This is a genomic window from Burkholderia sp. BCC1977 (assembly GCF_905339595.1).
GTDB lineage: Bacteria > Pseudomonadota > Gammaproteobacteria > Burkholderiales > Burkholderiaceae > Burkholderia.
Window position 1 is genome coordinate 56,956 of the sequence record NZ_CAJPGQ010000029.1, and the last position, 23,996, is coordinate 80,951.

At 67.9% G+C, this 23,996-nt stretch carries 23 protein-coding genes; 11 read left to right on the forward strand and 12 right to left on the reverse strand.

What is annotated here, in order from left to right:
• Positions 1-132 precede the first annotated feature (132 nt).
• The 8 genes from U5771_RS22895 to U5771_RS22930 all read right to left on the reverse strand — a co-directional run bounded on the left by U5771_RS22895 (position 133) and on the right by U5771_RS22930 (position 7,580).
• A complete protein-coding gene (locus tag U5771_RS22895) occupies positions 133-1,539 on the reverse strand; it encodes an amino acid permease (protein WP_322026063.1) in 1,407 nt (468 codons plus the stop codon).
• 225 nt (positions 1,540-1,764) lie between these two features.
• On the reverse strand, positions 1,765-2,421 hold the full coding sequence (gene rqpR / locus U5771_RS22900; RefSeq protein ID WP_322026064.1) for a response regulator transcription factor RqpR: 657 nt from the start codon (positions 2,419-2,421) through the stop codon (positions 1,765-1,767).
• Positions 2,422-2,428: 7 nt separating this feature from the next.
• Positions 2,429-3,238, reverse strand: coding sequence for a quorum system sensor histidine kinase RqpS (gene rqpS, locus U5771_RS22905; protein WP_322026065.1), 810 nt, complete (start codon positions 3,236-3,238; stop codon positions 2,429-2,431).
• Positions 3,239-3,653: 415 nt separating this feature from the next.
• Entirely contained in the window at positions 3,654-4,424 is a 771-nt protein-coding gene (locus tag U5771_RS22910) for a ferredoxin--NADP reductase (protein WP_321819432.1), read from the reverse strand.
• A 227-nt stretch (positions 4,425-4,651) separates the two neighbouring features.
• Complete coding sequence (locus U5771_RS22915) at positions 4,652-5,299, reverse strand: LysE family translocator (protein ID WP_322026066.1); 648 nt, start codon at positions 5,297-5,299, stop codon at positions 4,652-4,654.
• A 96-nt stretch (positions 5,300-5,395) separates the two neighbouring features.
• Positions 5,396-6,211, reverse strand: a complete 816-nt coding sequence (locus U5771_RS22920) for an endonuclease/exonuclease/phosphatase family protein (RefSeq protein ID WP_322026067.1) — start codon at positions 6,209-6,211, stop codon at positions 5,396-5,398.
• A gap of 5 nt (positions 6,212-6,216) precedes the next feature.
• Entirely contained in the window at positions 6,217-6,705 is a 489-nt protein-coding gene (locus tag U5771_RS22925; RefSeq protein ID WP_322026068.1) for a hypothetical protein, read from the reverse strand.
• Between the two features lie 146 nt (positions 6,706-6,851).
• The gene (locus U5771_RS22930) at positions 6,852-7,580 is read right to left on the reverse strand and encodes a nitroreductase (protein WP_322026069.1); all 729 of its coding nucleotides are present in this window, start codon (positions 7,578-7,580) and stop codon (positions 6,852-6,854) included.
• 228 nt (positions 7,581-7,808) lie between these two features.
• On the opposite strand from U5771_RS22930, the gene U5771_RS22935 reads away from it, so the two are divergent.
• The 10 genes from U5771_RS22935 (at position 7,809) to U5771_RS22980 (ending at position 19,546) form a co-directional block, all read left to right on the forward strand.
• Positions 7,809-8,789 (forward strand): AAA family ATPase, encoded by a 981-nt coding sequence (locus tag U5771_RS22935; protein ID WP_322026070.1) that lies wholly within the window; start codon positions 7,809-7,811, stop codon positions 8,787-8,789.
• A 163-nt stretch (positions 8,790-8,952) separates the two neighbouring features.
• Entirely contained in the window at positions 8,953-10,062 is a 1,110-nt protein-coding gene (locus U5771_RS22940) for an NAD(P)/FAD-dependent oxidoreductase (RefSeq protein WP_322026071.1), read from the forward strand.
• A 161-nt stretch (positions 10,063-10,223) separates the two neighbouring features.
• Positions 10,224-10,535, forward strand: a complete 312-nt coding sequence (locus U5771_RS22945) for a high-potential iron-sulfur protein (RefSeq protein WP_021163765.1) — start codon at positions 10,224-10,226, stop codon at positions 10,533-10,535.
• A 191-nt stretch (positions 10,536-10,726) separates the two neighbouring features.
• Positions 10,727-12,034, forward strand: coding sequence for an MFS transporter (locus tag U5771_RS22950; protein ID WP_322026072.1), 1,308 nt, complete (start codon positions 10,727-10,729; stop codon positions 12,032-12,034).
• Positions 12,035-12,345: 311 nt separating this feature from the next.
• Positions 12,346-13,974, forward strand: coding sequence for an ABC transporter substrate-binding protein (locus U5771_RS22955; RefSeq protein WP_322026073.1), 1,629 nt, complete (start codon positions 12,346-12,348; stop codon positions 13,972-13,974).
• 405 nt (positions 13,975-14,379) lie between these two features.
• Positions 14,380-15,390 (forward strand): ABC transporter permease subunit, encoded by a 1,011-nt coding sequence (locus U5771_RS22960; RefSeq protein ID WP_063550640.1) that lies wholly within the window; start codon positions 14,380-14,382, stop codon positions 15,388-15,390.
• Between the two features lie 4 nt (positions 15,391-15,394).
• A complete protein-coding gene (locus U5771_RS22965) occupies positions 15,395-16,312 on the forward strand; it encodes an ABC transporter permease subunit (RefSeq protein ID WP_322026074.1) in 918 nt (305 codons plus the stop codon).
• A gap of 84 nt (positions 16,313-16,396) precedes the next feature.
• On the forward strand, positions 16,397-17,395 hold the full coding sequence (locus tag U5771_RS22970) for an ABC transporter ATP-binding protein (RefSeq protein ID WP_322026075.1): 999 nt from the start codon (positions 16,397-16,399) through the stop codon (positions 17,393-17,395).
• A complete protein-coding gene (locus U5771_RS22975; protein WP_322026076.1) occupies positions 17,392-18,408 on the forward strand; it encodes a peptide ABC transporter ATP-binding protein in 1,017 nt (338 codons plus the stop codon). The genes U5771_RS22970 and U5771_RS22975 overlap by 4 nt, the downstream gene beginning before the upstream one ends.
• Positions 18,401-19,546 carry a TraB/GumN family protein gene (locus U5771_RS22980; RefSeq protein ID WP_322026077.1) on the forward strand — a complete coding sequence of 382 codons (1,146 nt, stop codon included), beginning with the start codon at positions 18,401-18,403 and terminating at the stop codon, positions 19,544-19,546. Before U5771_RS22975 ends, U5771_RS22980 begins: the two co-directional genes overlap by 8 nt.
• Positions 19,547-20,113: 567 nt before the next feature.
• On the opposite strand, the gene pxpA is transcribed toward U5771_RS22980, so the two are convergent.
• Genes pxpA through pxpB form a run of 3 tightly spaced genes read right to left on the reverse strand, consistent with a single transcriptional unit; the run spans position 20,114 to position 22,654 of the window.
• Positions 20,114-20,878, reverse strand: a complete 765-nt coding sequence (gene pxpA / locus U5771_RS22985) for a 5-oxoprolinase subunit PxpA (RefSeq protein ID WP_322026078.1) — start codon at positions 20,876-20,878, stop codon at positions 20,114-20,116.
• 55 nt (positions 20,879-20,933) lie between these two features.
• Positions 20,934-22,001 (reverse strand): biotin-dependent carboxyltransferase family protein, encoded by a 1,068-nt coding sequence (locus tag U5771_RS22990; protein ID WP_322026079.1) that lies wholly within the window; start codon positions 21,999-22,001, stop codon positions 20,934-20,936.
• Complete coding sequence (pxpB, locus tag U5771_RS22995) at positions 21,998-22,654, reverse strand: 5-oxoprolinase subunit PxpB (RefSeq protein WP_322026080.1); 657 nt, start codon at positions 22,652-22,654, stop codon at positions 21,998-22,000. Before pxpB ends, U5771_RS22990 begins: the two co-directional genes overlap by 4 nt.
• A 148-nt stretch (positions 22,655-22,802) precedes the next feature.
• Here pxpB and U5771_RS23000 point away from each other — a divergent pair, with 148 nt between their 5' ends.
• The gene (locus U5771_RS23000; protein ID WP_129513184.1) at positions 22,803-23,315 is read left to right on the forward strand and encodes a winged helix DNA-binding protein; all 513 of its coding nucleotides are present in this window, start codon (positions 22,803-22,805) and stop codon (positions 23,313-23,315) included.
• 68 nt (positions 23,316-23,383) lie between these two features.
• On the opposite strand, the gene U5771_RS23005 is transcribed toward U5771_RS23000, so the two are convergent.
• Positions 23,384-23,992, reverse strand: a complete 609-nt coding sequence (locus tag U5771_RS23005) for a 5-formyltetrahydrofolate cyclo-ligase (RefSeq protein ID WP_322026081.1) — start codon at positions 23,990-23,992, stop codon at positions 23,384-23,386.
• Positions 23,993-23,996 lie beyond the last annotated feature (4 nt).

The following is a 23,996-nucleotide window of genomic DNA, read 5'->3' on the forward strand; positions in this document are numbered from 1 at the left end:
GCATGTCGCGCCGCCGCGCGGGTGCGCCGACGGCCGGGCCAGTTCGGGCGGGAAGGGAGGGGCGCACGGGGCCGGTGACGGCCCGGCGTGCGTCGTGCCGCTGTGCGCGGCATGCGCACGCGGCGGCGCGGGTCAGTGCGCGTCTGGGTGACCGTGGGCGAGCTTCGAGTGGCGCCGCGAATACAGGAAGTAGATCACGAGGCCGATCACGAGCCAGATGCCGAATGCGGCCCACGTGACGGGCTGCAGGTTCAGCATCAGGAACAGGCACGCGCCGACCGCGAGGATCGGCACCACCGGCACGCCGGGGCAGCGGAACGCGCGCGGCAGCTCCGGGTGCGTGCGGCGCAGCACCAGCACCGCGATCGACACCATCGAGAACGCGGCGAGCGTGCCGATGTTGATCAGCTCGGCGAGCACGTTGAGCGGCACGAGCGCGGCGATCAGCCCGAAGAACAGGCCGACGAGCCAGGTCGTCAGGAACGGCGTCGCGTAGCGCGGATGCACGCGCGACAGCGTCGCCGGCAGCAGCCCGTCGCGCGACATCGCGAAGATGATCCGCGTCTGGCCGTAGCTCATCACGAGGATCACGGTCAGCATGCCGAGCACCGCGCCGAGGTCGATGAAGCCCGCGACCCACTTCTCGCCGGCGATCTGCAGCGCATACGAGATCGGGTGCGACACGTTCGCGTACTGCGCCGCCGGCACGATGCCGGTCGCGACCGCCGCGACCGTCACGTACAGCACCGCGCACACCGCGAGCGACGCGATGATGCCGATCGGCAAATCGCGCTTCGGATTCTTCACTTCCTCGGCCGCCGACGACACCGCGTCGAAGCCGATGAACGCGAAGAACATCACGGCCGCCGCGCCGAACACGCCGTTCCAGCCGTGCGGCATGAACGGCTTCCAGTTCGCGGGCGTCACATGGAACACGCCGACCGCGATCACGAGCAGCACCACCGACACCTTGATGAACACCATGATGTTGTTGATGCGGGTCGACTCGCGGATGCCGATCGACAGCAGCGTCGTGATCACCACCATCACGAGGAACGCGGGCAGGTTGAACCACGTGACGACGCCCGGGATCGCGCCGGGCGCGGCCGTCAGCGCGGTCGGCAGCGAGAGCCCGAAGCCCTGCAGCAGCGACTGCAGGTAGCCCGACCAGCCGACCGACACGGCCGAAGCCGCGAGGCCGTATTCGAGCATCAGGTCCCAGCCGATGATCCAGGCGACGAGCTCGCCGAGCGTCGCGTAGGAGTACGTGTAGATCGAGCCCGCGACCGGAATCGTCGATGCGAATTCGGCGTACGACAGCGCCGCGAGGCCGCATGCGATCGCGGCGATCACGAACGACAGCATCAGCGCGGGGCCGGCCTGCACGGCGCCGGTGCCGGTCAGCACGAAGATGCCGGTGCCGATGATCGCGCCGATGCCGAGGAAGGTGAGGTCGATTGCGCCGAGCGCTTTCTTGAGCCCGGCGCCGTGCGCGCCGGCGATCATGCGATCGACGTTTTTCTTGCGGAAGAGGGACATTGCTGATGAGTCTCCGGCGCGCGCGAACGCGGCGGCGCCGAGTGAGTGAAAACCCGTAATTTTAGCCGATTTGGCGTGGAAGACCCGCTGCGGCGCAGCGGCGCGCTGCGGAATCGTCCGATAAAACAAGCGCTTGCGGGCACCGTTCGGCGGCCGGAGCAGGCACGAACCCGGCACGGAGCAGCCCGGCGCGGCGAATCGAGCGGTGCCGGTGAATCCGATGGATCAGGCGCCCGACGCGGGCGCCATCTCGACGAGCCGGTTGCTCATCACGTAGAACGTCAGTTCCGCGTTGTTCGACAGCCGCATCTTCTCGAGCAGCCGCGACCGGTACACGCTGACGGTCTTCACCGACAGCGACAGCGTGTTCGCGATATCGGTGAGGCGCTTGCCCGACGCGAGCATGCAGAGCGTCTGGTATTCGCGGTCGGACAGCTTCTCGTGCGGCAGCGGTTCGTTCTCGAACGATACGTATTCGGCGAGCGCCTCGGCCATCGCCGGGCTCACGTACTTGCGGCCGGCCGCGACCTGCTGGATCGCGCCGATCATCTGCGCGGCATTCACCGTCTTCGACAGGTAGCCGGCCGCGCCGGCCTTCAGCGCGCGCACCGCGTACTGGTCCTCGCGGTACATCGAGAACATCAGCACCGGCGCGCCCGGCAGCTTGCGCTTGATGCGCTTGAGCACCTCGATGCCGTTCGTGTCCGGCAGCGAGATGTCGAGCAGGATCACGTCGAAGGTCTGGCGGTCGACGGCGGCCACCGCATCGCTGCCGGTCTCGGCTTCGGTCACGTCGCGCGCGACGCCGCGGTCGATCAGCAGGTGGCGGATTCCTTGCCGCACGATCGCATGATCGTCCACGAGCAGGATGTTCAGGCTCATGGCGACCTCACGAAAGCGACGCGCGGCGCGCGGCGGCCGGCACCGCGAACAGCGAGTCCCACGCGAAGCGCGCGGTGACGCGCGTGCCGCGGCCCGCTTCCGGCGCGCTCGCGTCGAAGCTGCCGCCGAATGCCTCGCAGCGTGCGCGCATCCCGGCGAGACCGTAGCCGGCATGGCGGCTACGGGCGAAACCGGTCCCATCGTCGGTGACGATCAGGGACAGATGCGAGCCGTCCGTGGCGATCTGCACGTCGACGGACGCCGCGCGCGCATGCTTCGCGACGTTCGACAGCGCTTCCTGCGCGACGCGGAAGATCGCGAGCGCGCCGGCGCCGCCGAGTTGCGTGAGCCGTGCGTCGGCCGCGCAGACGAAGCTCGTGCGCAGGCCGGTGCGGGCCGCGTGGCTGTCGACCCAGGCCGACAGCGCGCCGACGACGCCACCGTCGAGTGCCGGCGTGTCGCGCTCGTCGATCAGCCGGCGGTTGGCGTCGGTCGCGGCGTCGAGCGACCGCTGCGCCAGCTCGAGCGCGCGCAGGCAGCCGTCCGCCGCATCGGCCGGGAGCCACGTTTGAACGTTTGCGAGCGCGAAGCGCGCAGCGGTGAGTTCGGCGCCGAGTCCGTCATGCAGTTCGCCGGCCAGATGGCGGCGGGCCGCTTCGTCGGCGGTCATCAACTGGAGGGACAGCGCCGCGATCCGGGCGGCGGACGTGTCGCGGTTGGGCAGGGCTTCGGCCACGGGGGCGGCGCAGCCATGCACGAGCGGCTGCGACGGGAACGGGGCGTGGGCGCCCGGGGGCGCGTTGAGCGACGTATCCATGACTCTCCCTGCTGTCAGAAAGCGGTTCAGGCACCGGCTGGCTGCGTGGATCGGCTGCCGTTTCGATGACGGTCGCCGCCAGAGAATCGCCCCTCGCCGAGGTAACAAAAGTTACATTTTGTAACGTTTGAATCCGACCCTTCAATGACCGTCCCAACGACCACCACGCGGGCCGAATAATATCTCAAAATTTCTGAAAAGGTCATGTCAGGCGGACATTTAAGGGTAAATGTGAATAATCGGAATGAAGCTGTTGTAGGAAAAAGACCGACACGAAAGCACTTGGACAGCACGTATCCAAATGTAACGATTTGACATGGAATGGTCCCAGTTTGTTACGAGTTCGCCAAGTAGGGACGAAAAAAAACCGGAGCTTTTGCTCCGGTTCTTGATGCGGCACAAATTCGGGGATCGATCAGTCCACGAATGCGCGCTCGATCACGTAGTGACCCGGCGCGCTGTTCTTGCCTTCGACCAGGCCGGCCTGCTTCAGCAGGTCGGTCGTGTCCTTCAGCATCGCGGTGCTGCCGCACAGCATCACGCGGTCGTTTTCCGGCGAGAACGCCGGCACGCCGAGGTCCGTGAACAGCTTGCCCGTCGCGATCAGGTCGGTGATCCGGCCCTCGTTGTCGAACGCTTCGCGCGTGACGGTCGGGTAGTAGACGAGCTTTTCCTTGATGATGTCGCCGAGGTACTCGTGGCCCGGCAGGTCGTGCTTGATGTAGTCCATGTACGCCAGCTCGCCCTTCAGGCGGCAGGTGTGCGTCAGGATGACCTTGTCGAAGCGTTCGTAGATGTCCGGGTCGCGGATGATCGACATGAACGGCGCGAGGCCCGTGCCGGTCGACAGCATCCACAGCGTCTTGCCGGGCAGCAGGTTGTCGGCGACGAGCGTGCCGGTCGGCTTCTTGCCGATCAGCACCGGGTCGCCCACCTTCAGGTGCTGCAGGCGCGACGTCAGCGGGCCGTTCTGGACCTTGATGCTGAAGAATTCGAGGTGCTCTTCGTAGTTCGGGCTGACGATCGAGTAGGCACGCGCGAGCGGCTTGCCGTCGACCTCGAGGCCGACCATCGTGAATTCGCCGTTGTTGAAGCGCAGGCTCGGCTCACGGGTGCAGGTGAAGCTGAAAAGCGTGTCGGTCCAGTGATGGACGGATTGGACGGTGGCGGTGTCGTATTTGCTCATGGCTTTGAAAACGGACGCGCGTAGCGGACGCGTGTAACGGGCCCAAAAACGGGCAAAAAAACCGAGTGCGTCGGCCCGATCGCGGATCGGCCGGCCGGCGCGTCGGACACGCGCCTTCTCGATGACAGACGTTTGAGGAACTCTTTATTTTACCCTGCTTGGGGCAGATGCGGGCTTGACCCGCGCGGCCGCGCGGATTTGGCGCAACGAAATCTTGCAACCGGCTTTCAGCGATCGGCCGCGAGCTTCGCGCCGAGGCCGACGAGCGCGGCGCCGCACAGCGCGTCGAGCGGGCGCCGCACGCGGCGGTAGCCGCGCTGCGCGCGCGGGCTCGCGAACAGGAACGCGACGCACGAGTACCAGCCGGCCGACAGCACGCCGATCGTCACCAGCACCGCGCCGTTGAACCACAGCGGCACGTGCGCGGGCAGCATCGCCGCGAACACGCTGGTCCAGAACGCACACGATTTCGGGTTGGTCAGGCAGGTGATGAGGCCGCTGCGATACGCGCGCAGGTAGTCGCGCGCATGCGGCGCGGCCAGCGGCGTGTGCGCATCCGGCGCGTCGGCCGGCGCCGGGTCGCGGCGCACGCCGGAGCGCAGCAGCTTGATGCCGAAATAGACGAGATAGACGGCGCCGCCGATCCGGATCGTCTCGTACAGCCATTCGACCTGATGCAGCACGGCCGCGAGGCCGAGCATCGCGAGCGTCGCCCAGGCGACCGATGCGGTGCCCACGCCGAGCGCCGACGCGGCGCCGAGGCTGCGCCGCCCCGCGAGCGACAGCTGCGAAATCATGAAGAAGTTCGGGCCGGGCGTGATCGCCGCGACGAGGTAGACGACGGCGATTTGCAGCAGGATCGGCAAGTAGCTCATGGCGGCGCGGCGGCGGGGCGGGCAAAGCGCTACTGTAGCGCGCGCCGCCCGGCCGCGCTTGCCGGGCTGCCGCGTCGCCGGGTTACTGCGCCTGCGTCACTGCGGATCGAGGCGCAGCCGCGCGAGATACGGCAGGTGGTCCGACAGCCATGCGGTTTCGCCGGACGGCGCCTGCCATTCGAGCGGCGTCAGCCCGCGCACGAACATCTTGTCGAGCGCGAGCGCCGGGGAGAACGCGGGGAACGTGCGGCCCGACTGGCCGAGCAGCGTCGCGACCTCGGACATGCCGATCTCGCCGAACAGCGCGACCGAATCGTTGCGCCAGTCGTTGAAGTCGCCGGCGAGCACGAGCGGGTCGTCGCCCGCGTTGCGCACGATCCAGTGCGCGATCCAGTGCATCTGGCGCAGCCGCGCCGCGCGCGTGAGCGCGAGGTGCGCGCACAGCAGCGTGACGGGCCGCGCGCCGGCGAGCGTCGCGCGCGCGACCAACAGCCCGCGCCGCTCGAAGCGGTGCGCGGAGATGTCCCAACGGCCGCCGAGGTCGAGCGGATGCGGCGACAGGATCGCGTTGCCGTGCCGCCACGACGGCTTGAACACGTTCGGTCCGAGCGCGATCTGCCAGTCGAGCGCCTGCGCGATCTCGGTGGCCTGGCAGTGCCACACGTCGTCGACCGCGTCGTCCATCGGCGCGCCGAAGCCGGGTGCGAGCAGCGGGCGCGGCATGCGGCGCGCCATCGCTTCCTGCAGGAAATACACGTCGGCGTGCGTCGACTGCATCCAGTTGCGCATCGCATTCCATGCGGTGAAGCCGAGCGGCGAGCGGCCCTTGTGCAGGTTCCAGCTGACCGCGGTGATTTCGTCGGGTGCGGCGTGCGGTTCGGCGAACGGCAAGGACAGGGCGTCGGCGGACATGGCGCTCAGTCCTTTGCGACGTGCGCACGCACGCGATAGACGAGATGCGGATGCTGCTCGACGATCGTCCAGTCGGTCCATGCGTCGCCGCCGACCGACAGCCCCGGATGGCTCGCGACGATCTGTCGCGGCGACGTGGGCAGGCACGGATCGCTGCGCGTCGCGGGTTCGTCGTCGAGGGTTTCCTGCACGTCGAGCGCGAGCGACACCGTGTGCGCGGCATCGTCGACGGTGAGCGGCGCGACCGTCACCGAGCGCGAGCGCTCGGTCGGCACGACGCGCGCGGCATTGCCGCAGCCGACGGGCACGGCGGACGGATAGCGATGGGTGTCGGTGCGGGTCTGACCCACGGTGGTGCGTTGCTGGAACGTGTCGATCGTCTGACCGTCGCGCACCACCTGGATCTCCCATGCGACGGCTGCCGGTGCGGGGCTCTGCGCATGGGCCGCGAGCGCGGCGCTCGCGAGCAGGACGGCCAGGCCGTGTTTCAGCATGAAACTTCTCCGGAAACGCGGGGTAGCGGGGAACGGACGCACATCTTACGCCCGATCGATTTGGACGGTGGTGTGACAGGACGCGTCGCCGCAGGTTCGCGGCACGATCCGGTCCTGATCGAAAGGTAGGTGCGCATCACGCGTTTTCAAGCGAAAAAGCGTGCGAACTCGGCGACGCTCGCGCGCTCGGTGACGAGGCGGTTCTCGATCGCGTCCGGGTCCGCATGGCCGAGCGACATCCCGCAGACGAGCTGCTCGTTGGCCGGCATGCCGAGATGCCCGGCGACGATCCGGTGGAACGGCACGAACGCGGCCTGCGGGCAGGTGTCGAGGCCGCGTGCGCGCGCGGCCGTCATCACGCCCTGCAGGAACATCCCGCAGTCGAGCCATGCGCCGCGCGTCATCACGCGGTCGAGCGTGAAGAACAGCGCGACCGGCGCGTCGAAGAAGCGGAAGTTGCGCGCATGCTGCGCGTGCATGCGGGCCTTTTCGTCGCGGCCGATGTTCAACAGGCCGTACAGGTCCCAGCCGACCTTGCGGCGCCGGTCGATATACGGCGACACCCATTCGCGCGGATAGTAGTCGTACTCGGCGACGTATTTCTCGTCGCGCGCCGGATCGTCATACGCCGCGGTGAGGGCCGCGGCGAGCGCGTCGCGGGTCGCACCGGTCGCGACGTACACGCGCCACGGCTGGATGTTGGTGCCCGACGGCGCGCGGCTCGCGGCTTCGAGGATCGCCTCGAGCGTGTCGCGCGGCACGGGCGTCGGCAGGAATGCGCGAATCGCGCGGCGCGACTTGAGCGCGGCGTCGACGGTGTCGACGGAATGGATCGCATCGGTGTCGACGCGTGGGGCAGCAGCGGGGACGGACATCGGCAACCCTTCGAAACGAAGCGCGCGGCGCCGCGCGGGCGCCGTCGGCGAGGCCGGCGCGGCGGCCGGTGAACCAACGATCATACGCCGCGCGGCGCGACGCTGCAGTGCGCGCACGGTGTTAGCAGCAGACCGGGGCGGCTGCTTGCTTGCACGCCGATGCGGGATCGCTACACTGAAATCGTAAGGGTCTGATGGTCGTGTGACGGCAGCGGTAGCGAGGTTGGTATGACGACGGCGATGGTGAAACAGGAACTGGCGGTGGCGTCCTTCAGCACGGTGTACGACCTCGAGCAGGTCGAGACCGCGTTGAACGACCTGAACGAGAGCGCGAGCGACGCACTGCGCGCCACCTACGAGCGGATGCTCAAGACCGGCAATCTGCGCTTTTGCGTGAAGCCGAACCGGATGCCGTCGTTCGACGAACTCGGCGACGCGCTGCCCAATTTCACCGAGCCGCTCGGCGACGTGCGCAAGCAGGTCGCGCTGTGCCTCGAGACGGACGACCGGCTCGAACTGATGCCGATCCTGCTGCTCGGGCCGCCCGGCATCGGCAAGACCCATTTCGCGAAGGCGCTCGCGCAGCTGCTCGGCACCGCGTACCACTACGTGCCGATGAGTTCGCTGACGGCCGGCTGGATCCTGTCGGGTGCGTCGTCGCAATGGAAGAACGCGAAGCCCGGCAAGGTGTTCGAGGCGCTCGTCAACGGCAGCTATGCGAACCCGGTGATCGCGGTCGACGAGATCGACAAGGCGGGCAGCGACGCGCAATACGATCCGCTCGGCGCGCTGTACGCGTTGCTGGAGCACGACACCGCGCGCGCGTTCGTCGACGAATTCGCCGAAGTGCCGATCGATGCGGGCAACGTGATCTGGGTCGCGACCGCGAACGATGCGCAGGCGATTCCGGAGCCGCTGCTGAACCGGATGAACGTGTACGAGATCGCGCCGCCGGACGCGGCCGGCGCGCGCCGGATCGCGCAGACGATCTACGGCGAGATCCGCACGTCGCACGCGTGGGGGCGGCGCTTCCCCGACACGCTCGACGACGACGCGCTCGACGTGCTGGCCGCGACGCCGCCGCGCACGATGCGCCGTGCGCTGCTGCATGCGTTCGGCGCCGCGCGGCTCGACGGCCGCGACGTGATCGCACCGTCCGACATTCGCGCCGACGAGGGCGCGGCGAAGCGCCGGCCGATCGGATTCTGAGCCGGCGGCGCGCGCCTTGCCGCTGCCGGTACGCGGCCGGTACGCGTCGCGTCGCGCCGTGCGGCGCGCGCGTGCCGGCCGCTACACATGTGTTCGGCAAGCGGGCGAACCGGGACGTACAATTCTCTTCTCTCCCCTCGACGCGTGAGTGACGCGAAACGCCATGGAGCAGATGGATTGTGTCGTGATCGGCGCAGGTGTCGTCGGTCTGGCGATTGCGCGGGAACTGGCCGCGCGCGGGCGCGAGACGATCGTGCTCGAGGCGGCCGACGCGATCGGCACGGGCACGAGTTCGCGCAACAGCGAGGTGATTCACGCGGGGCTCTACTACCCGCGCGGCTCGCTGAAGGCGATGTCGTGCGTGCACGGGCGCGACCTGTTGTACGAGTTCTGCGACACGCATCACGTGCCGCACCGGCGCGTGGGCAAGCTGCTCGTCGCGACGAGCGCCGCGCAGGTGAAGCAGTTGAAGGCGATCGCCGCGCGCGCGGTAGAAAACGGCGTGTTCGACCTGCTGCCGCTCACGCGCACCGAGGCGCAGACGCTCGAGCCGGCGCTCGACTGCGTGGAGGCGCTGTTCTCGCCGGCCACCGGCATCGTCGACAGCCACCAGCTGATGCTCGCGCTGCTCGGCGACGCCGAGCGCGACGGCGCGATGTGCGCGCTGAAATCCCCGGTCGAGTCGATCGACGTGCTGCGCGGCGGCCGCTTCGTCGTGCGCACCGGCGGCGACGCACCGACCGAAATCGAGGCCGCGTGCGTGATCAACAGTGCGGGCCTCGGCGCGCAGGCGCTTGCGCGCCGCACGCGCGGCCTCGATCCGCGCTGGGTGCCGCCGCTCTATCTCGCGCGCGGCAACTACTTCAGCCTGGCCGGGCGCGCGCCGTTCTCGCACCTCGTCTATCCGATGCCCGACCGGGCGGGGCTCGGCGTGCACCTGACGCTCGACCTGGCCGGGCAGGCGCGCTTCGGCCCGGACGTCGAGTGGATCGATGCGGTGCGCTATGAGGTCGATCCGGCGCGCGCGCAGGCGTTCTACGCGTCGATCCGCACGTACTGGCCGGAACTGCCCGACGACGCGCTGCAGCCGGCCTACGCGGGGATCCGGCCGAAGCTCGCGGGGCCCGGCGAGCCGCCGGCCGACTTCATCGTGCAGGGCGTGGCGCAGCACGGCGTGCGCGGGCTCGTGAACCTGTTCGGCATCGAGTCGCCGGGGCTGACCGCGTCGCTCGCGCTCGCGCAGCGCGTCGGCGACATGACGTCGCATGCGTGACGCACGCGGTCCGCATCCGTGCGGGCCGGCCGTGCGGCACCCCGTGTGAAATCCCTTATCTCCGGCATTTCGGCGCGCACATTTATACGCTTGAGCGTTATTCTGTTGAACGGCCGTCGCCAGAACGGCTTTCAAACCGATAACGTTGGAGCGAGTCCCCCATGAAAACATCCCGTCGGAGTTTCCTGATCACGAGCATTGGCGCGGTGTCCGCGCTGGCGCTCTCGCGCGAAGCGCTGGCCGATGCGCCGATGCTGTCGGAAACGGATCCGACCGCGGTGGCGCTCGGCTACAAGGCCGATGCCACGAAGGTCGACAAGACGAAGTATCCGAAATACGCAGCGGGCCAGGATTGCGCGGCCTGCATGCTGTACCAGGGCAAGAAGGGCTCGGCTTCGGGCCCGTGCGGTGCATTCCCCGGCAAGCAGGTGTCGGCGAAGGGCTGGTGCAGCGCATTCTCGAAGATGGGCTGACGTCCGCGGCGGCATCGTGCGATGCCGCAATGTGGCGAAAACCGCAAAACGCCCGCCATCGGACGATGGCGGGCGTTTTTTATGCTTGAAAACGGTTCCGTCGCTTTCTACACTCGCTGCAAACCAGCGCGCCGCGGGTCCCCCGTGCGCCGCGCCGCCCGATACGGCGAATTCACGAGGACGAGGCTCGCATGGCGACGATTGCGAATTCAACGAAAACGATCCGGCCCGATCGTGCGCTGAACCGGCGGGCGGTCGCGGCGGCCGTGATCGGCAACGCGCTCGAGTGGTACGACTTCACGGTGTTCGGCTTCATGACGGTCGTGATCGCCGAGCTGTTCTTCCCGACTTCCAGTGAATACTCGTCGCTGCTCTTGACCACCGCGACGTTCGGCGTCGCGTTCTTCATGCGGCCGATCGGCGGCATCGTGTTCGGGCTGTATGCCGACCGCGCGGGCCGCAAGGCCGCGCTGTCGCTCGTGATCCTGCTGATGACGGCCGGCATCTTCCTGCTTGCGATCGCGCCGCCCTATGCGGCAATCGGCATCGGCGGCCCGCTCCTGATCGTGCTCGGCCGGCTGCTGCAGGGCTTCTCCGCGGGCGGCGAATTCGGCAGCGCGACGGCGCTGCTGATCGAAGCCGCGCCGTTCTCGAAACGCGGTTTCTACGGCAGCTGGCAGATGGCGAGCCAGGCGGCCGCGCTGCTGATCGGCGCGCTCGTCGGCGCGGCCGTCACGCGCGGGCTGTCGCACGACGCGCTGCACAGCTGGGGCTGGCGCGTGCCGTTCATCCTCGGGCTCGTGATCGGCCCGATCGGTTTCTACATCCGCCGTCATCTCGCCGATTCCGAAGCGTTCCTGCATGCGCAGCAAAGCGCGCGCCGCGCGACGCTCGGCGAGGTGTTCACGCGCCATCCGCGCGAGGTGCTGTGCGGGCTCGGCTCGGTGATCGCGCTGACGGTGACGGTCTACGTGCTGATCAGCTATCTGCCGACCTTCGCGGTGAAGCAGCTGAAGCTGCCGTATGCGCAATCGTTCTATGCGGTGATCATCGGCAACCTGCTGCTGATGGTGCTGTCGCCGGTCGCGGGCGCGTGGTCGGACCGCATCGGCCGCAAGGGGCTGTCGCTGTGGTCGCTCGTGCTGACGCTCGTGCTGATGTATCCGCTGTTCGCATGGCTCGACGCGGCGCCGAGCATCGGGCGGCTGATCGCGGTGCAGGCCCTGCTGTCGGTGACGCTCGCCGGCTACTACGGGCCGTTCGGCGCGATGATCGCCGAGCTGTTCCCGGCCAACGTGCGCTCGACCGGGCTGTCGATCGCGTACAACGTCGCGGTGATGCTGTTCGGCGGCTTCGGGCAGTTCATCGTCACGTGGCTGATCAAGGTGACGGGCACGCCGCTCGCGCCCACCTATTACGTGATGGCGGGGCTCGTGCTGTCGATCGTCGCGGTCGCGTTCGTGCCCGCGCGCAGCGCGGACCTCGACGCGCCGGCCTGACGTTTGTATTGCATCGCATGCATCGTTTCGAAAGCTGCAACGATGCGCGGCCTGGCCCCGAAAACGGCGCGACAATCGTTCGCGTACGCGTACGAATTGTTTAGTTGTCGAAGGAAACATGCGCGGGATGAACGAAATGGCCGCTCGCGCGCGCAGAGGCACTTTTCGCGTGCGCGAGACATCGGCAAAAACCCGCGTCGAACCGTCTGGAAGAGTTTTTTCTCCAGCTTGTTGCAAGATCGCTAGCTCAAGTAATATCCGCGTACCCGGCCCCTGGGGGACCGGTTCCGATCTGGAGACCTGGAGGAAACATGGAATACAACCGTCTGTTGCACACCCTGCGTGTTACCGCCATTGCAGGCGTGGCAGCGGCATCGCTCGGCGTCGCGGGTTCTGCATTCGCACAGATCCCGAACAAAACACTCGTCTACTGCTCAGAAGGCAGCCCGGCGGGTTTTGATTCCGCGCAATTCACGACCGGCGTCGATTTCACCGCCGCCACGTTCACCGTCTACAACCGCCTCGTCGAATTCGAGCGCGGCGGCACCAAGGTCGAGCCGGGCCTCGCCGAGAAGTGGGACGTCTCGTCCGACGGCAAGGTGTACACGTTCCACCTGCGCCATGGCGTGAAGTTCCACACGACCGACTTCTTCAAGCCGACGCGTGAATTCAACGCGGACGACGTCGTGTTCACGTTCGAGCGCATGCTCGACCCGAACCAGCCGTTCCGCAAGGCCTACCCGGTGTCGTTCCCGTACTTCACCGACATGGGCCTCGACAAGCTGATCACGAAGGTCGAGAAGGTCGATCCGTACACAGTGAAGTTCACGCTGTCCGAGCCGAACGCGCCGTTCATCCAGAACATGGCGATGGAATTCGCGTCGATCCTGTCGGCCGAATACGGCGATCAGCTGATGAAGGCCGGCAAGGCCGCCGACATCAACCAGAAGCCGATCGGCACGGGCCCGTTCATCTTCCGCAGCTACACGAAGGACGCGACGATCCGTTTCGACGGCAATCCTGATTACTGGAAGAAGGGCGCGGTGAAGCTGTCGAAGCTGATCTTCTCGATCACGCCCGACCCGGGCGTGCGCGTGCAGAAGATCAAGCGCAACGAATGCCAGGTGATGAGCTATCCGCGTCCGGCCGACATCGCGGCGCTGAAGGCCGACTCGGGCATCGACATGCCGTCGCAGCCGGGCTTCAACCTCGGCTACCTCGCGTACAACGTCGAGCACAAGCCGGTCGACAAGCTCGAAGTGCGTCAGGCGCTCGACATGGCGATCAACAAGAAGGCGATCCTCGAATCCGTCTATCAGGGTGCCGGCCAGGCCGCCAGCGCGCCGATGCCGCCGACCCAATGGTCGTACGACAAGAACCTGAAGATGGCCCCGAACGACACCGAGAAGGCGAAGGCGCTGCTCGCGAAGGCCGGCTATCCGAACGGTTTCGACATCACGCTGTGGGCGATGCCGGTGCAGCGCGCGTACAACCCGAACGCCCGCCTGATGGCCGAGATGATCCAGGCCGACTGGGCGAAGATCGGCGTGAAGGCGAAGATCGTCACGTACGAGTGGGGCGAGTACATCAAGCGCGCGCACACGGGCGAGCAGGACACGATGCTGATCGGCTGGACGGGCGACAACGGCGACCCCGACAACTGGCTCGGCACGCTGCTCGGCTGCGAAGCGATCAAGGGCAACAACTTCTCGCACTGGTGCTACAAGCCGTTCGACGAGCTGATCCAGAAGGGTCGCACGACGACGGGCCAGGACGCACGCACGAAGATCTACACGCAGGCCCAGCAGATCTTCGCGCAGCAACTGCCGTTCTCGCCGATCGCGAACTCGACGGTCTACCAGCCGGTACGCAAGAACGTGTCCGACATGCGCATCGAGCCGCTCGGCTATGCTCGCTTCGACGGTGTCGGCGTGAAGTAATACGGCCCGTGTAAGCTGTCTAGGAAGATCGAGACCGGCTGAGGGCCTGTTCACGCTAATAACGGGCTTGCGCTGGTCGCCAGACGGGCCGAGCGCAAGGAATGCGACGAAGCGAATACTCGACGTATTCGCGAGGAGCATGACGCCGCGATCGGCCCGTCTGGCGACCAGCCCCATGAATGATTTCTGGTAACGGGGGAACGTGTCTTTCCGCCCGCATTGCGGCGTCGATCGTCGCTTGTTTGGCTCGGCCAAACGGCGCTCCTCGCTCCTTGCACTGCGAGCGGAAAGACACGTTCGCAAGCCCGTTATTAGCGTGAACAGGCCCTATTCATCCGGCGGCGGGAGGCCACAAGCTTCCCGTCGCCGGTCGCACATTTCCCACAAGAAAATACGAGACGCATCATGTTCACATTCGTGTTGCGCCGCGTGGGCATGGTGATCCCGACCTTCATCGGCATCACCATCCTGGCGTTTGCGCTGATTCACCTGATACCGGGCGACCCCATCGAAGTGATGATGGGCGAGCGTGGCGTCGATCCCGCGATGCATGCGGAGGCAATGAAACGCCTCGGGCTCGACCAGCCGCTGCCCCTGCAGTACATCCACTACATCGGCCGGGCGTTGCATGGCGACCTCGGCACGTCCATCATCACCAACACCAGCGTCGCGGGCGAATTCTTCGCGCGCTTCCCGGCGACCGTCGAACTGTCGCTGTGCGCGCTCGTGTTCGCGCTCGCGGTCGGGCTGCCGGCCGGCGTGATCGCCGCGCTGCGGCGCGGCTCGGTCGTCGATCACGGCGTGATGGGCACCGCGCTCACCGGCTACTCGATGCCGATCTTCTGGTGGGGGCTGATCCTCATCATGGTGTTTTCGTCGTACCTCGGCTGGACGCCCGTATCGGGGCGCATCGCGGTCGAATACGACTTCCCGCATCCGACGGGCTTCATGCTGATCGACGCGCTGCTCGCGCCGGACGAAGGCTCGTTCAAGTCGGCGGTCAGCCACCTGATCCTGCCCGCGATCGTGCTCGGCACGATCCCGCTCGCGGTGATCGCGCGGATGACGCGCTCGTCGATGCTCGAAGTGCTGCGCGAGGACTACATCCGCACCGCCCGTGCCAAGGGGCTGTCGCCCGCGCGCGTGGTCGTCGTGCATGCACTGCGCAATGCGCTGATCCCGGTCGTCACCGTGATCGGCCTGCAGATCGGCACGCTGCTTGCCGGCGCCGTGCTGACCGAGACGCTCTTTTCGTGGCCCGGAGTCGGCAAGTGGCTGATCGATGCGATCGGCCGCCGCGACTATCCGGTCGTCCAGGGCGGCATCCTGCTGATCGCGACGCTCGTGATCGTCGTGAACCTGGTCGTCGACCTGCTGTACGGCGTGCTGAATCCGCGCATCCGCCACACGAGGTAATTCCATGAGCAATCTGCAAAACACCCTGCCGACCGAATCCGCGCCGGCCGGCGGCCGCGCGCTCGCGCTGCGCGAGTTCTGGGCCAACTTCTCGCGCAACCGCGGCGCCGTCGGCGCCGGCATCGTCGTGCTGGTGCTGATCCTGGTCGCGCTCCTGGCGCCGCTGATCGCGCCGCACAGCCCGGTCGAGCAGTACCGCGACTACGTGAAGATCCCGCCCGCGTGGCTCGCCGGCGGCAACTGGCAGTTCATCCTCGGCACCGACGAAGCGGGCCGCGACATCCTTTCGCGCCTGATGTTCGGCGCGCGCATGTCGTTCTGGATCGGCTTCGTGTCGGTCGTGCTCGCGCTGATCCCCGGCATCGTGCTCGGGCTGGTCGCCGCGTTCTTCCAGAAGTGGGCCGACACGCCCGTGATGCGCATCATGGACGTGCTGCTCGCGCTGCCGTCGCTGCTGCTCGCGGTCGCGGTCGTCGCGATCATCGGCCCGGGCCTCACCAACACGATGTTCGCGATCGCGATCGTCGCGCTGCCGGCCTACGTGCGTCTCACGCGCGCATCCGCGCTCGGCGAACTGCAGAAGGAGTACGTGACGGCGTCGCGCGTGGCCGGTGCCGGCACGCTGCGCCTGATGTTCTCGCAGGTGCTGCCGAACTGCACGGCGCCGCTGATCGTGCAGGCGACGCTCGGCTTCTCGTCGGCCATCCTCGACGCGGCCGCGCTCGGCTTCCTCGGCCTCGGCGTGCAACCGCCGACCGCCGAGTGGGGCGCGATGCTGGCCTCCGCGCGCGACTACATCGACAACGCATGGTGGATCGTGACGATGCCCGGCCTGTCGATCCTGATTTCGGTGCTCGCGATCAACCTGCTCGGCGACGGGCTGCGCGACGCGCTCGATCCCAAACTGAAGCGGATGGCGTGAGATGAAACAACCCCCACGCTCATTTTATTCGCTGCCCCCCGAGGGGGCGGTCGTCCTCCTTGGGGCGGCCCGGCGGAGGACGACATGAACCAAAATCTTCTGACCATCCGCAATCTCGCGGTGAACTTCAACGGCCTGCCCGCGGTCGACCGGATCAACCTGTCGATCGCGCCGGGCGAGGTGGTGGGCGTCGTCGGCGAATCGGGCTCGGGCAAGAGCGTGACGATGATGGCGCTGATGGGCCTGATCGACGCGCCCGGCAAGGTGACGGCCGACGAGGTCACGTTCAACGGCGTGGACCTGCTGAAGGCGTCGCCGAAGGCGCGCCGCAAGATCGTCGGCAAGGACATCGCGATGGTGTTCCAGGACGCGCTGACGAGCCTGAACCCGAGCTACACGGTCGGCTACCAGATCAAGGAGGTGCTGAAGCTGCACGAAGGCCTGCGCGGCGACGCGCTGCACCGGCGCGCGCTCGAACTGCTCGACCAGGTCGGGATTCCCGACGCGAAGAACCGCATCACGGCGTTCCCGCACCAGATGTCGGGCGGGATGAACCAGCGCGTGATGATCGCGATGGCGGTCGCGTGCAACCCGAAGCTGCTGATCGCCGACGAGCCGACCACCGCGCTCGACGTGACGATCCAGGCGCAGATCATGGATCTGCTCGTGAAGCTGCAGAAGGAGCGCGGGATGGCGCTCGTGCTGATCTCGCACGACCTGGCCGTGGTGTCGGAGGTCGCGCAGCGCGTCGCGGTGATGTATGCGGGCGAGGTCATCGAGACCAATCGCGTGCCGGACATCTTCCGTGCGCCGCATCATCCGTACACCGAAGCGCTGCTCGCGGCGATTCCCGAGCACAATCAGGGGGCGCGTCGCCTTGCCGCATTGCCGGGCATGGTGCCCGGCCGCGATGATCGCCCGTCCGGGTGCCTGTTCGCGCCGCGCTGCAAGTACGTCGTCGACGATTGCCGCAAGGCGCGTCCGGCGCTCGATACGCTGGTGCCGGCCAACGATGCGATGCGTGCGCGCTGCATCAAGCCGCTCAATGTTTCCAACCTCGACCTGACGGGAGGCGCACGATGAATGCAGTCCACGAAACGCGTGCCACGCCGCACGACGAGGACGCGGTGCTGGTCGCCGACCAGCTCGCGAAGCACTACACGGTCAAGCGCGGGATGTTCGGCCAGGGCACGGTGAAGGCGCTGAACGGCGTGTCGTTCACGCTCAGGCGCGGCAAGACGCTCGCCGTCGTCGGCGAGTCGGGCTGCGGGAAATCGACGCTCGCGCGCCAGCTCACGATGATCGAGACGCCCACCTCGGGCCACCTGACGATCGACGGCAAGGACGTGGCCGGCGCGAGCCGCGAGACGGTCGCCGACCTGCGCCGCCGCGTGCAGATGGTGTTCCAGAACCCGTTCGCCTCGCTGAACCCGCGCAAGACCGTCGAGCAGACGCTCTCCGAGCCGCTCGAGATCAACGCGAACCTGACGGCCGCCGAACGCGCGCAGCGCATCGCGCAGATCATGCGCACGGTCGGCCTGCGGCCCGAGCACGCGAAGCGTTATCCGCACATGTTCTCGGGCGGCCAGCGCCAGCGGGTCGCGATCGCGCGCGCGATGATCCTCGATCCGCGCATCGTCGTCGCCGACGAGCCGGTGTCCGCGCTCGACGTGTCGATCCAGGCGCAGATCCTGAACCTGTTCATGGATCTGCAGGAGCAGTTCAAGACGAGCTACGTGTTCATCTCGCACAACCTGTCGGTGGTCGAGCACGTCGCCGACGACGTGATGGTGATGTACTTCGGCAGCGTCGCCGAGCTCGGCGACAAGGCGACGATCTACGCACGGCCGCGCCATCCGTACACGCGCGCGCTGATGTCGGCGACGCCGGCGATCTTCGAGGAAGACCGCCGCGTGCAGATCAAGCTGCAGGGCGAGCTGCCGTCGCCGCTCAATCCACCGTCGGGCTGCGCGTTTCACCAGCGCTGCCCGTACGCGGTCGAGCGCTGCCGCGTCGAGGAACCGCAACTGCGCGACGTCGACGGACGCCGCGTGGCCTGCCATCGCGCCGAGGAGGTAGGGGAGGTGAATGCCTGATGGTTTGGCGGCGCGCGCGCCTGGCGTGCGCCGTTCGGGGGCCGGCAGCGCGCGCGTGATGCGCGCGTGCCGCAACGCACGGCGCTGGAGCGTGCGCACGGTCACGGGCGCGGCGCTGGCCGGCGCGTGCGTGGCCGCCAGCGTGCTGGTCCCGGCCGACGCCGCGCATGCCGAAGGGCGTGCGCCGGCGAGTTCGCCGATCCATCCGTCGCAGGTTCCGCCGCCCGGCATGAACCTGCCGGGCTTCCACGCGCCGTCCGTGTCGAACGGCACGGTCGCGCGCGGCACGGTGCGGGTGCAGCCCGCGCGCATGCCGTTCTATGTCGCCACCCGGGGCAAGGTCACGCTGTACGTACTCGGCACGCTGCATACGGGCGACCCGTCCGACTATCCGCCCGCCCAGCCGTTCCGGCCGCGCATCCTCGCGGCGCTCGCCGCGTCGCCGACGCTCGCGCTCGAGCTGTCGCCGGACGATCTGCTCGAATCGCAGGACGACGTGTCGAAGTACGGCGTGTGTCGCTACCCGTGCCTGCAGCGCCTGCTGCCCGAGCCGCTGTGGCAACGCCTCGCGGCGCGCCTGCGCGGCAATCCGGCCGCGCTCGCGGAGATCCGCCGGATGCGGCCGTGGCTCGCGGCGCTGGTCGTCGAGACCTACGACTCGCTGTCGGCCGGCCTGCAGACCGAGTTCGGCACCGAGGCGCAGTTGCAGAACGTATTCCTGAAGAAGAAGGGCGGCCGCGTGATCGGGCTCGAGACGCTCGCCGAGCAGATGCGCGCGTTCACCGGGCTGACGCTCGCGGAGCAGCGCGAGATGCTCGCGCAGGACATGGTGCAGACCCCGGCGCAAAACGCCGACGACATCAAGGCGCTGCACCGGCTGTGGCGAATTGGCGACGCCGATGCGATCTCGGCGTGGGCGGTCGCGAAGAGCGAGCGGCTGGCTCGTTCGAAGGCGCTGTCGGCATCGATCGACAACAAGATCCTGTACGAGCGCAACCGGCGCTTCGTTGCACGGATGACGGCAATCGCCGCGCCGAACCGGCCGGTATTCGTCGCCATCGGCGCGCTGCATCTGGGCGGCCCGCGCGGCGTGCTCGAATTGTTGCGCCAGCAAGGGTATCAGGTCGACGCGAACTGATCGCGCCGGGCGCCGTGCGCCGATCCTCCCCTGTTTGATCGACGACCCGCACGCCGTGTGAAGCGCCTGCGCGGCCGTGCGATTCGATAAGGAAAACCCTTGAATCCTCAGGAAATAGCGTTTAAAACGATTGACATCCGGATCTGCCAATCTCTATTCTTCACCCCACAAGTTTAAAAAATGAAAAGAATAGAAAAGTTCTACGGGGTAGCAGAAAACAAAGCGCGGGGTTAGCGCAGCCGGCACGCGATGGTCGTGCCGGCCGCGGAGTGTCTGCATGCACGGCGGGGCCAAACATCGTCGGCACAACAAATGCATGCGGCAGACTTGCGGCATAAGCGACGTTCCGTCGTTCGACCGGGGGAAGCAGTCATCGGGCGGCGGCGGACGTTTTTTAATCCGGAGCATGTTTCCGGTTCCCGTCGACAGACGGTTTCGGGGGGCGAATCGACAGACGGCGAAGTCCGCGGCGATTGCGCCAACAGAAAAGCGCCACGAGGGCGCTTTTTTCTTTGGTGCGGCGAGTTTCGCCGGGCGGCAGCGGGGCTTGCGCGCCGTCCGTCGTCGTTACGCGCCTTCGTCGGCCTGCAGCGCGCCGGGGGCGACGACGTCGACACCTGCCGCTTCGAGCGCCGCGCGGATCCGCTTCGCGAACGCGAGCGCGTGCGGGCCGTCGCCGTGCAGGCAGACGGTCTGCGCGTTGAGCGGCACCCACTCTCCGCTCACCGCCTGCACCTGCCGCTCGCGCACCATGTCGAGCGTGCGCGCGAGCACCGCATCCTCATCGTCGATCAACGCGCCGGGCTGGCTGCGCGGCACGAGCGAGCCGTCGGCGCGGTAGCCGCGATCGGCGAACACTTCCTCCACCGCGGCGAGCCCCGCGTGGCGCGCGGCCGCGACGAACACGCTGTTCGCGAGCCCGAACACCGCCAGCGACGGATCGAAGTCGTGGATCGCGGACACCACCGCGTCGGCGATCAGCGGGTCGCGCGCGGCCTGGTTGTACAGCGCGCCGTGCGGCTTCACGTGCGCGATGCGGCCGCCTTCGGCCTGCGCGATCGCCGACAGCGCGCCGAGCTGGTACAGCACGCCCGCGTAGATGTCGCCGGCCGGCAGCTGCATTTCCTTGCGGCCGAAATTCTCCGGATCGTGAAAGCTCGGGTGCGCGCCGATCGACACGCCTTTCTGCACGGCCCAGCGCACGCAGTCGCGCATCGCGTTGGCGCCGCCTGCATGCCAGCCGCACGCGATGTTCGCCGACGTGACGAGGTCGAGCAGCGCCTCGTCCGATCCGCATCCTTCGCCGAGATCGGCATTCAGATCGATTTCCATGATGTTCCTCGTCCACTGATGACGTGGCGCGTCCTTCGTCCTGCTTCCGCCATTGTCACGCCGCGCGCGATTGCGCGCGGCGGCGCGTTTCCTCGCGCATCTCGATCGCGACGTCGATCTGACGCAGATAGGCACGTTCCGCGGTCAGGGCGGCGCGCGCGGCGTCGGGTGTCGTGCGCACGAAGCGGATCGGCAGGTTGAGCCGCGCCTGTGCGAGTTTCCAGAGATCCGCGCGGATCACCGTGCCGATCTTAGGATAGCCGCCGGTGGTCTGCGCGTCGTGCATCAGCACGATCGGCTGGCCGTTCGGCGGCACCTGGATCGTGCCCGGCAGCACCGCGTGCGACAGCAGCTCGGCCGGCCGCTCGCGCATCAGTTCGGCGCCGGCGAGACGATAGCCCATCCGGTTGCTGTTCGCGGTGACGAGCCATTCCTCGTCCCAGAACGCCTGCTGCGAATCGGCCGCGAACGACGCGTAGTCGGGGCCCGGCAGGACCCGCACGGGCATCGCCCACGGCGCATGCGCGGGCCGGTGGCGGCGCGGCGGTTCGTCGACGCGCACGAACGCGCACCACGCGGGCGCCTTCACGCCGAATTCGGGCGCATCGGCCGCGAGGCAGCCGGCGCCGGCCGGCGGCACGCCGACCGGGAGCCGATCGCCGTCGCGCAGCGCGCGGCCGCCGAGGCCGCCGAAGCGCGACGCGAGATCGGTGCTGCGCGAGCCGAGCATCGGCAGCACGTCGATGCCGCCCGCGATGCACAGGTAGCCGCGCATGCCGCGTTTCGCGGCCGGCAGCACGAGGGTCTGCCCGGCCTCGACCGGCAGGCTCCACCATGAATATACGGGCCTGCCGTCGAGCGTCGCGCCGAATTCGGTGCCGGTGATCGCGATGCGCGTCGCACGCGTGAAGCGGAACGCGGCCGGGCCGATCGTGATTTCGACGGCCGCCGCGTCGGGGCGATTGCCGACCAGCCGGTTGCCGACTTCGAGCGCGAGACCGTCGAGCGCGCCGCCCTGCGCGACGCCGAGATGGCGCGTGCCGCGGCGGCCGAGATCCTGCACGGTCGACAGCGGGCCGGCGCGGACGACCTCGATCGTGCCCGGTGCGGTGTTCTGGCTCATGTCGCGTCGACTCCGGCAATGGTGAAGCGCACGCGGTCGCCGGGCAGCAGCAGCGTGGGCTGTGGCCGCGCCGGGTCGAACAGCACGTGCGACGTGCGGCCGATCAGTTGCCAGCCGCCGGGCGACGTGGCCGGATAGATGCCCGTCTGCGCACCGCCGATGCCGACCGAGCCGGCCGGCACTTCCAGTCGCGGCGCCGCGCGGCGCGGCGTGTGCAGCGACGCATCGAGGCCGCCGAGATACGCGAAGCCCGGCTGGAAGCCGACGAAGAACACGACGTAGGCGCCGGCCGCGTGGCGCGCGACGACCTCGTCGGCCGACAGCCCGGTGTGCGCGGCGACGGTGGCCAGGTCGGGGCCGGCGGCACCGCCGTATTCGACCGGGATGTCGATTTCCCGACCGTCCGCGTGCTCGACGTCGGCGGTTTCCCACGCGTCGCGCAGCGCCGGCGTGAGCGACTCGGCGGTCGCGGCGAGCGCGTCGAACACGATCGTCAGGTTGTTCATGCCCGGCACGACGTCGATCACGTCGGGCCACGCGCGCGCGACCTCGGCGACGGCCCAGACGCGGCGCTGGCAATCGAGCGTGGCGGGCGGCGGCACCTCGCAGACGAGGGCGGCATCGCCGAGCGGATAAATGCGGGGTTGCGTCATCGGACTGGCACGGTTCGGACGGCAATGTTAGCGCACATTGTCAATAAGATATCGATAACTTACCAATAAGCGTTTTTGCCTAGCTCGCGTGCCGGGGCTTCTGTCGTACACTCGGCACACCCTGACATCCTGCTTGCGCCGCCTTTCCATGAAGCGTCCTCCGACCAAGATCGTGTCATCCGAACACCTCGTTTCCGATTCGAGCGCGGAGCTGTCGGAACTCGAATACGGGCTCATCATGGCCGGCAACGCGTTCAACCGCTGGATGGTGCGCTGCATGTCGGCCGCGGGCGCGAAGGACATGACGGCGGTCGAGGTGTCGCTGCTGCATCACGTCAGCCATCGCGAACGCAAGAAGAAGCTCGCCGACATCTGCTTCGTGCTCAATATCGAGGATACGCACGTCGCGACCTATGCGCTGAAAAAACTGATCGCGCGCGGCTATGTGAAGAGCGAGAAGAGCGGCAAGGAGGTGTTTTTCTTCGCGACCGACGCGGGCCGCGAGCTGTGCCTGAAGTATCGGGAGGTGCGCGAGCATTGCCTGATCGAGACGCTGAAGGACAGCGGCCTCACCAACGCGCAGATCGGCGACGCGGCGCAGCTGTTGCGCCACGCATCGGGCCTCTACGACACGGCCGCCCGCGCGGCGGCGTCGCTGTAAACGATTGCGAACGGGACGATCGACGCGGTGACGCGCGGCATGCCGCCGGCGCTGCGTCGCGCGCCCCGTCATCCGGCGGCCGGGTAAAGCGCGCCGTCGGTCACGACCCAGCGCATCGCGAGATCGTGCGCTTCGGCCGGCAGGGCCTCCACGCGGCACGCTTCATACGCGATGCCGACCGTCACCGGCAGCGTGTCGCCCGGCCACACCGCGAGCGTGCGGTCGTAATAGCCGCCGCCATAGCCGAGCCGGTAGCGCTGCAGATCGAATCCCACGCACGGAATCAGCAACAGGTCGGGCACGACCACGACCCCCGACGCCGGTTCCGGAATCCGGTGATGCCCGTCGCGCATCGGCGTGTGCGCATCCCACGCATGGAACGCGAGCGGCGTGTGGCGCTTGCCGATCACCGGCAGCGCGGCGCAGCGGCCCGGGCCGGCCGCGGACCACGCGAGCACCGCGTCGCGTGCGTCGAATTCGCCCGGCAGCGGCCAGTAGAAGCCGACCGTGCGCGGTGCGAGCCGTTCGAGCAACAGGCGCAGCCGCGCGTCGAGCGCGGCGTTCGCGGCGGGCTGCGACGCGGCGTCGCGACGCGCGCCGGACAGCGTTTTGCGCAGTGCAACCTTCGGGTTCGGCACAGGGTTGCATGCTATGCTTTCGCTCACTTCGTGCTCCATTCAA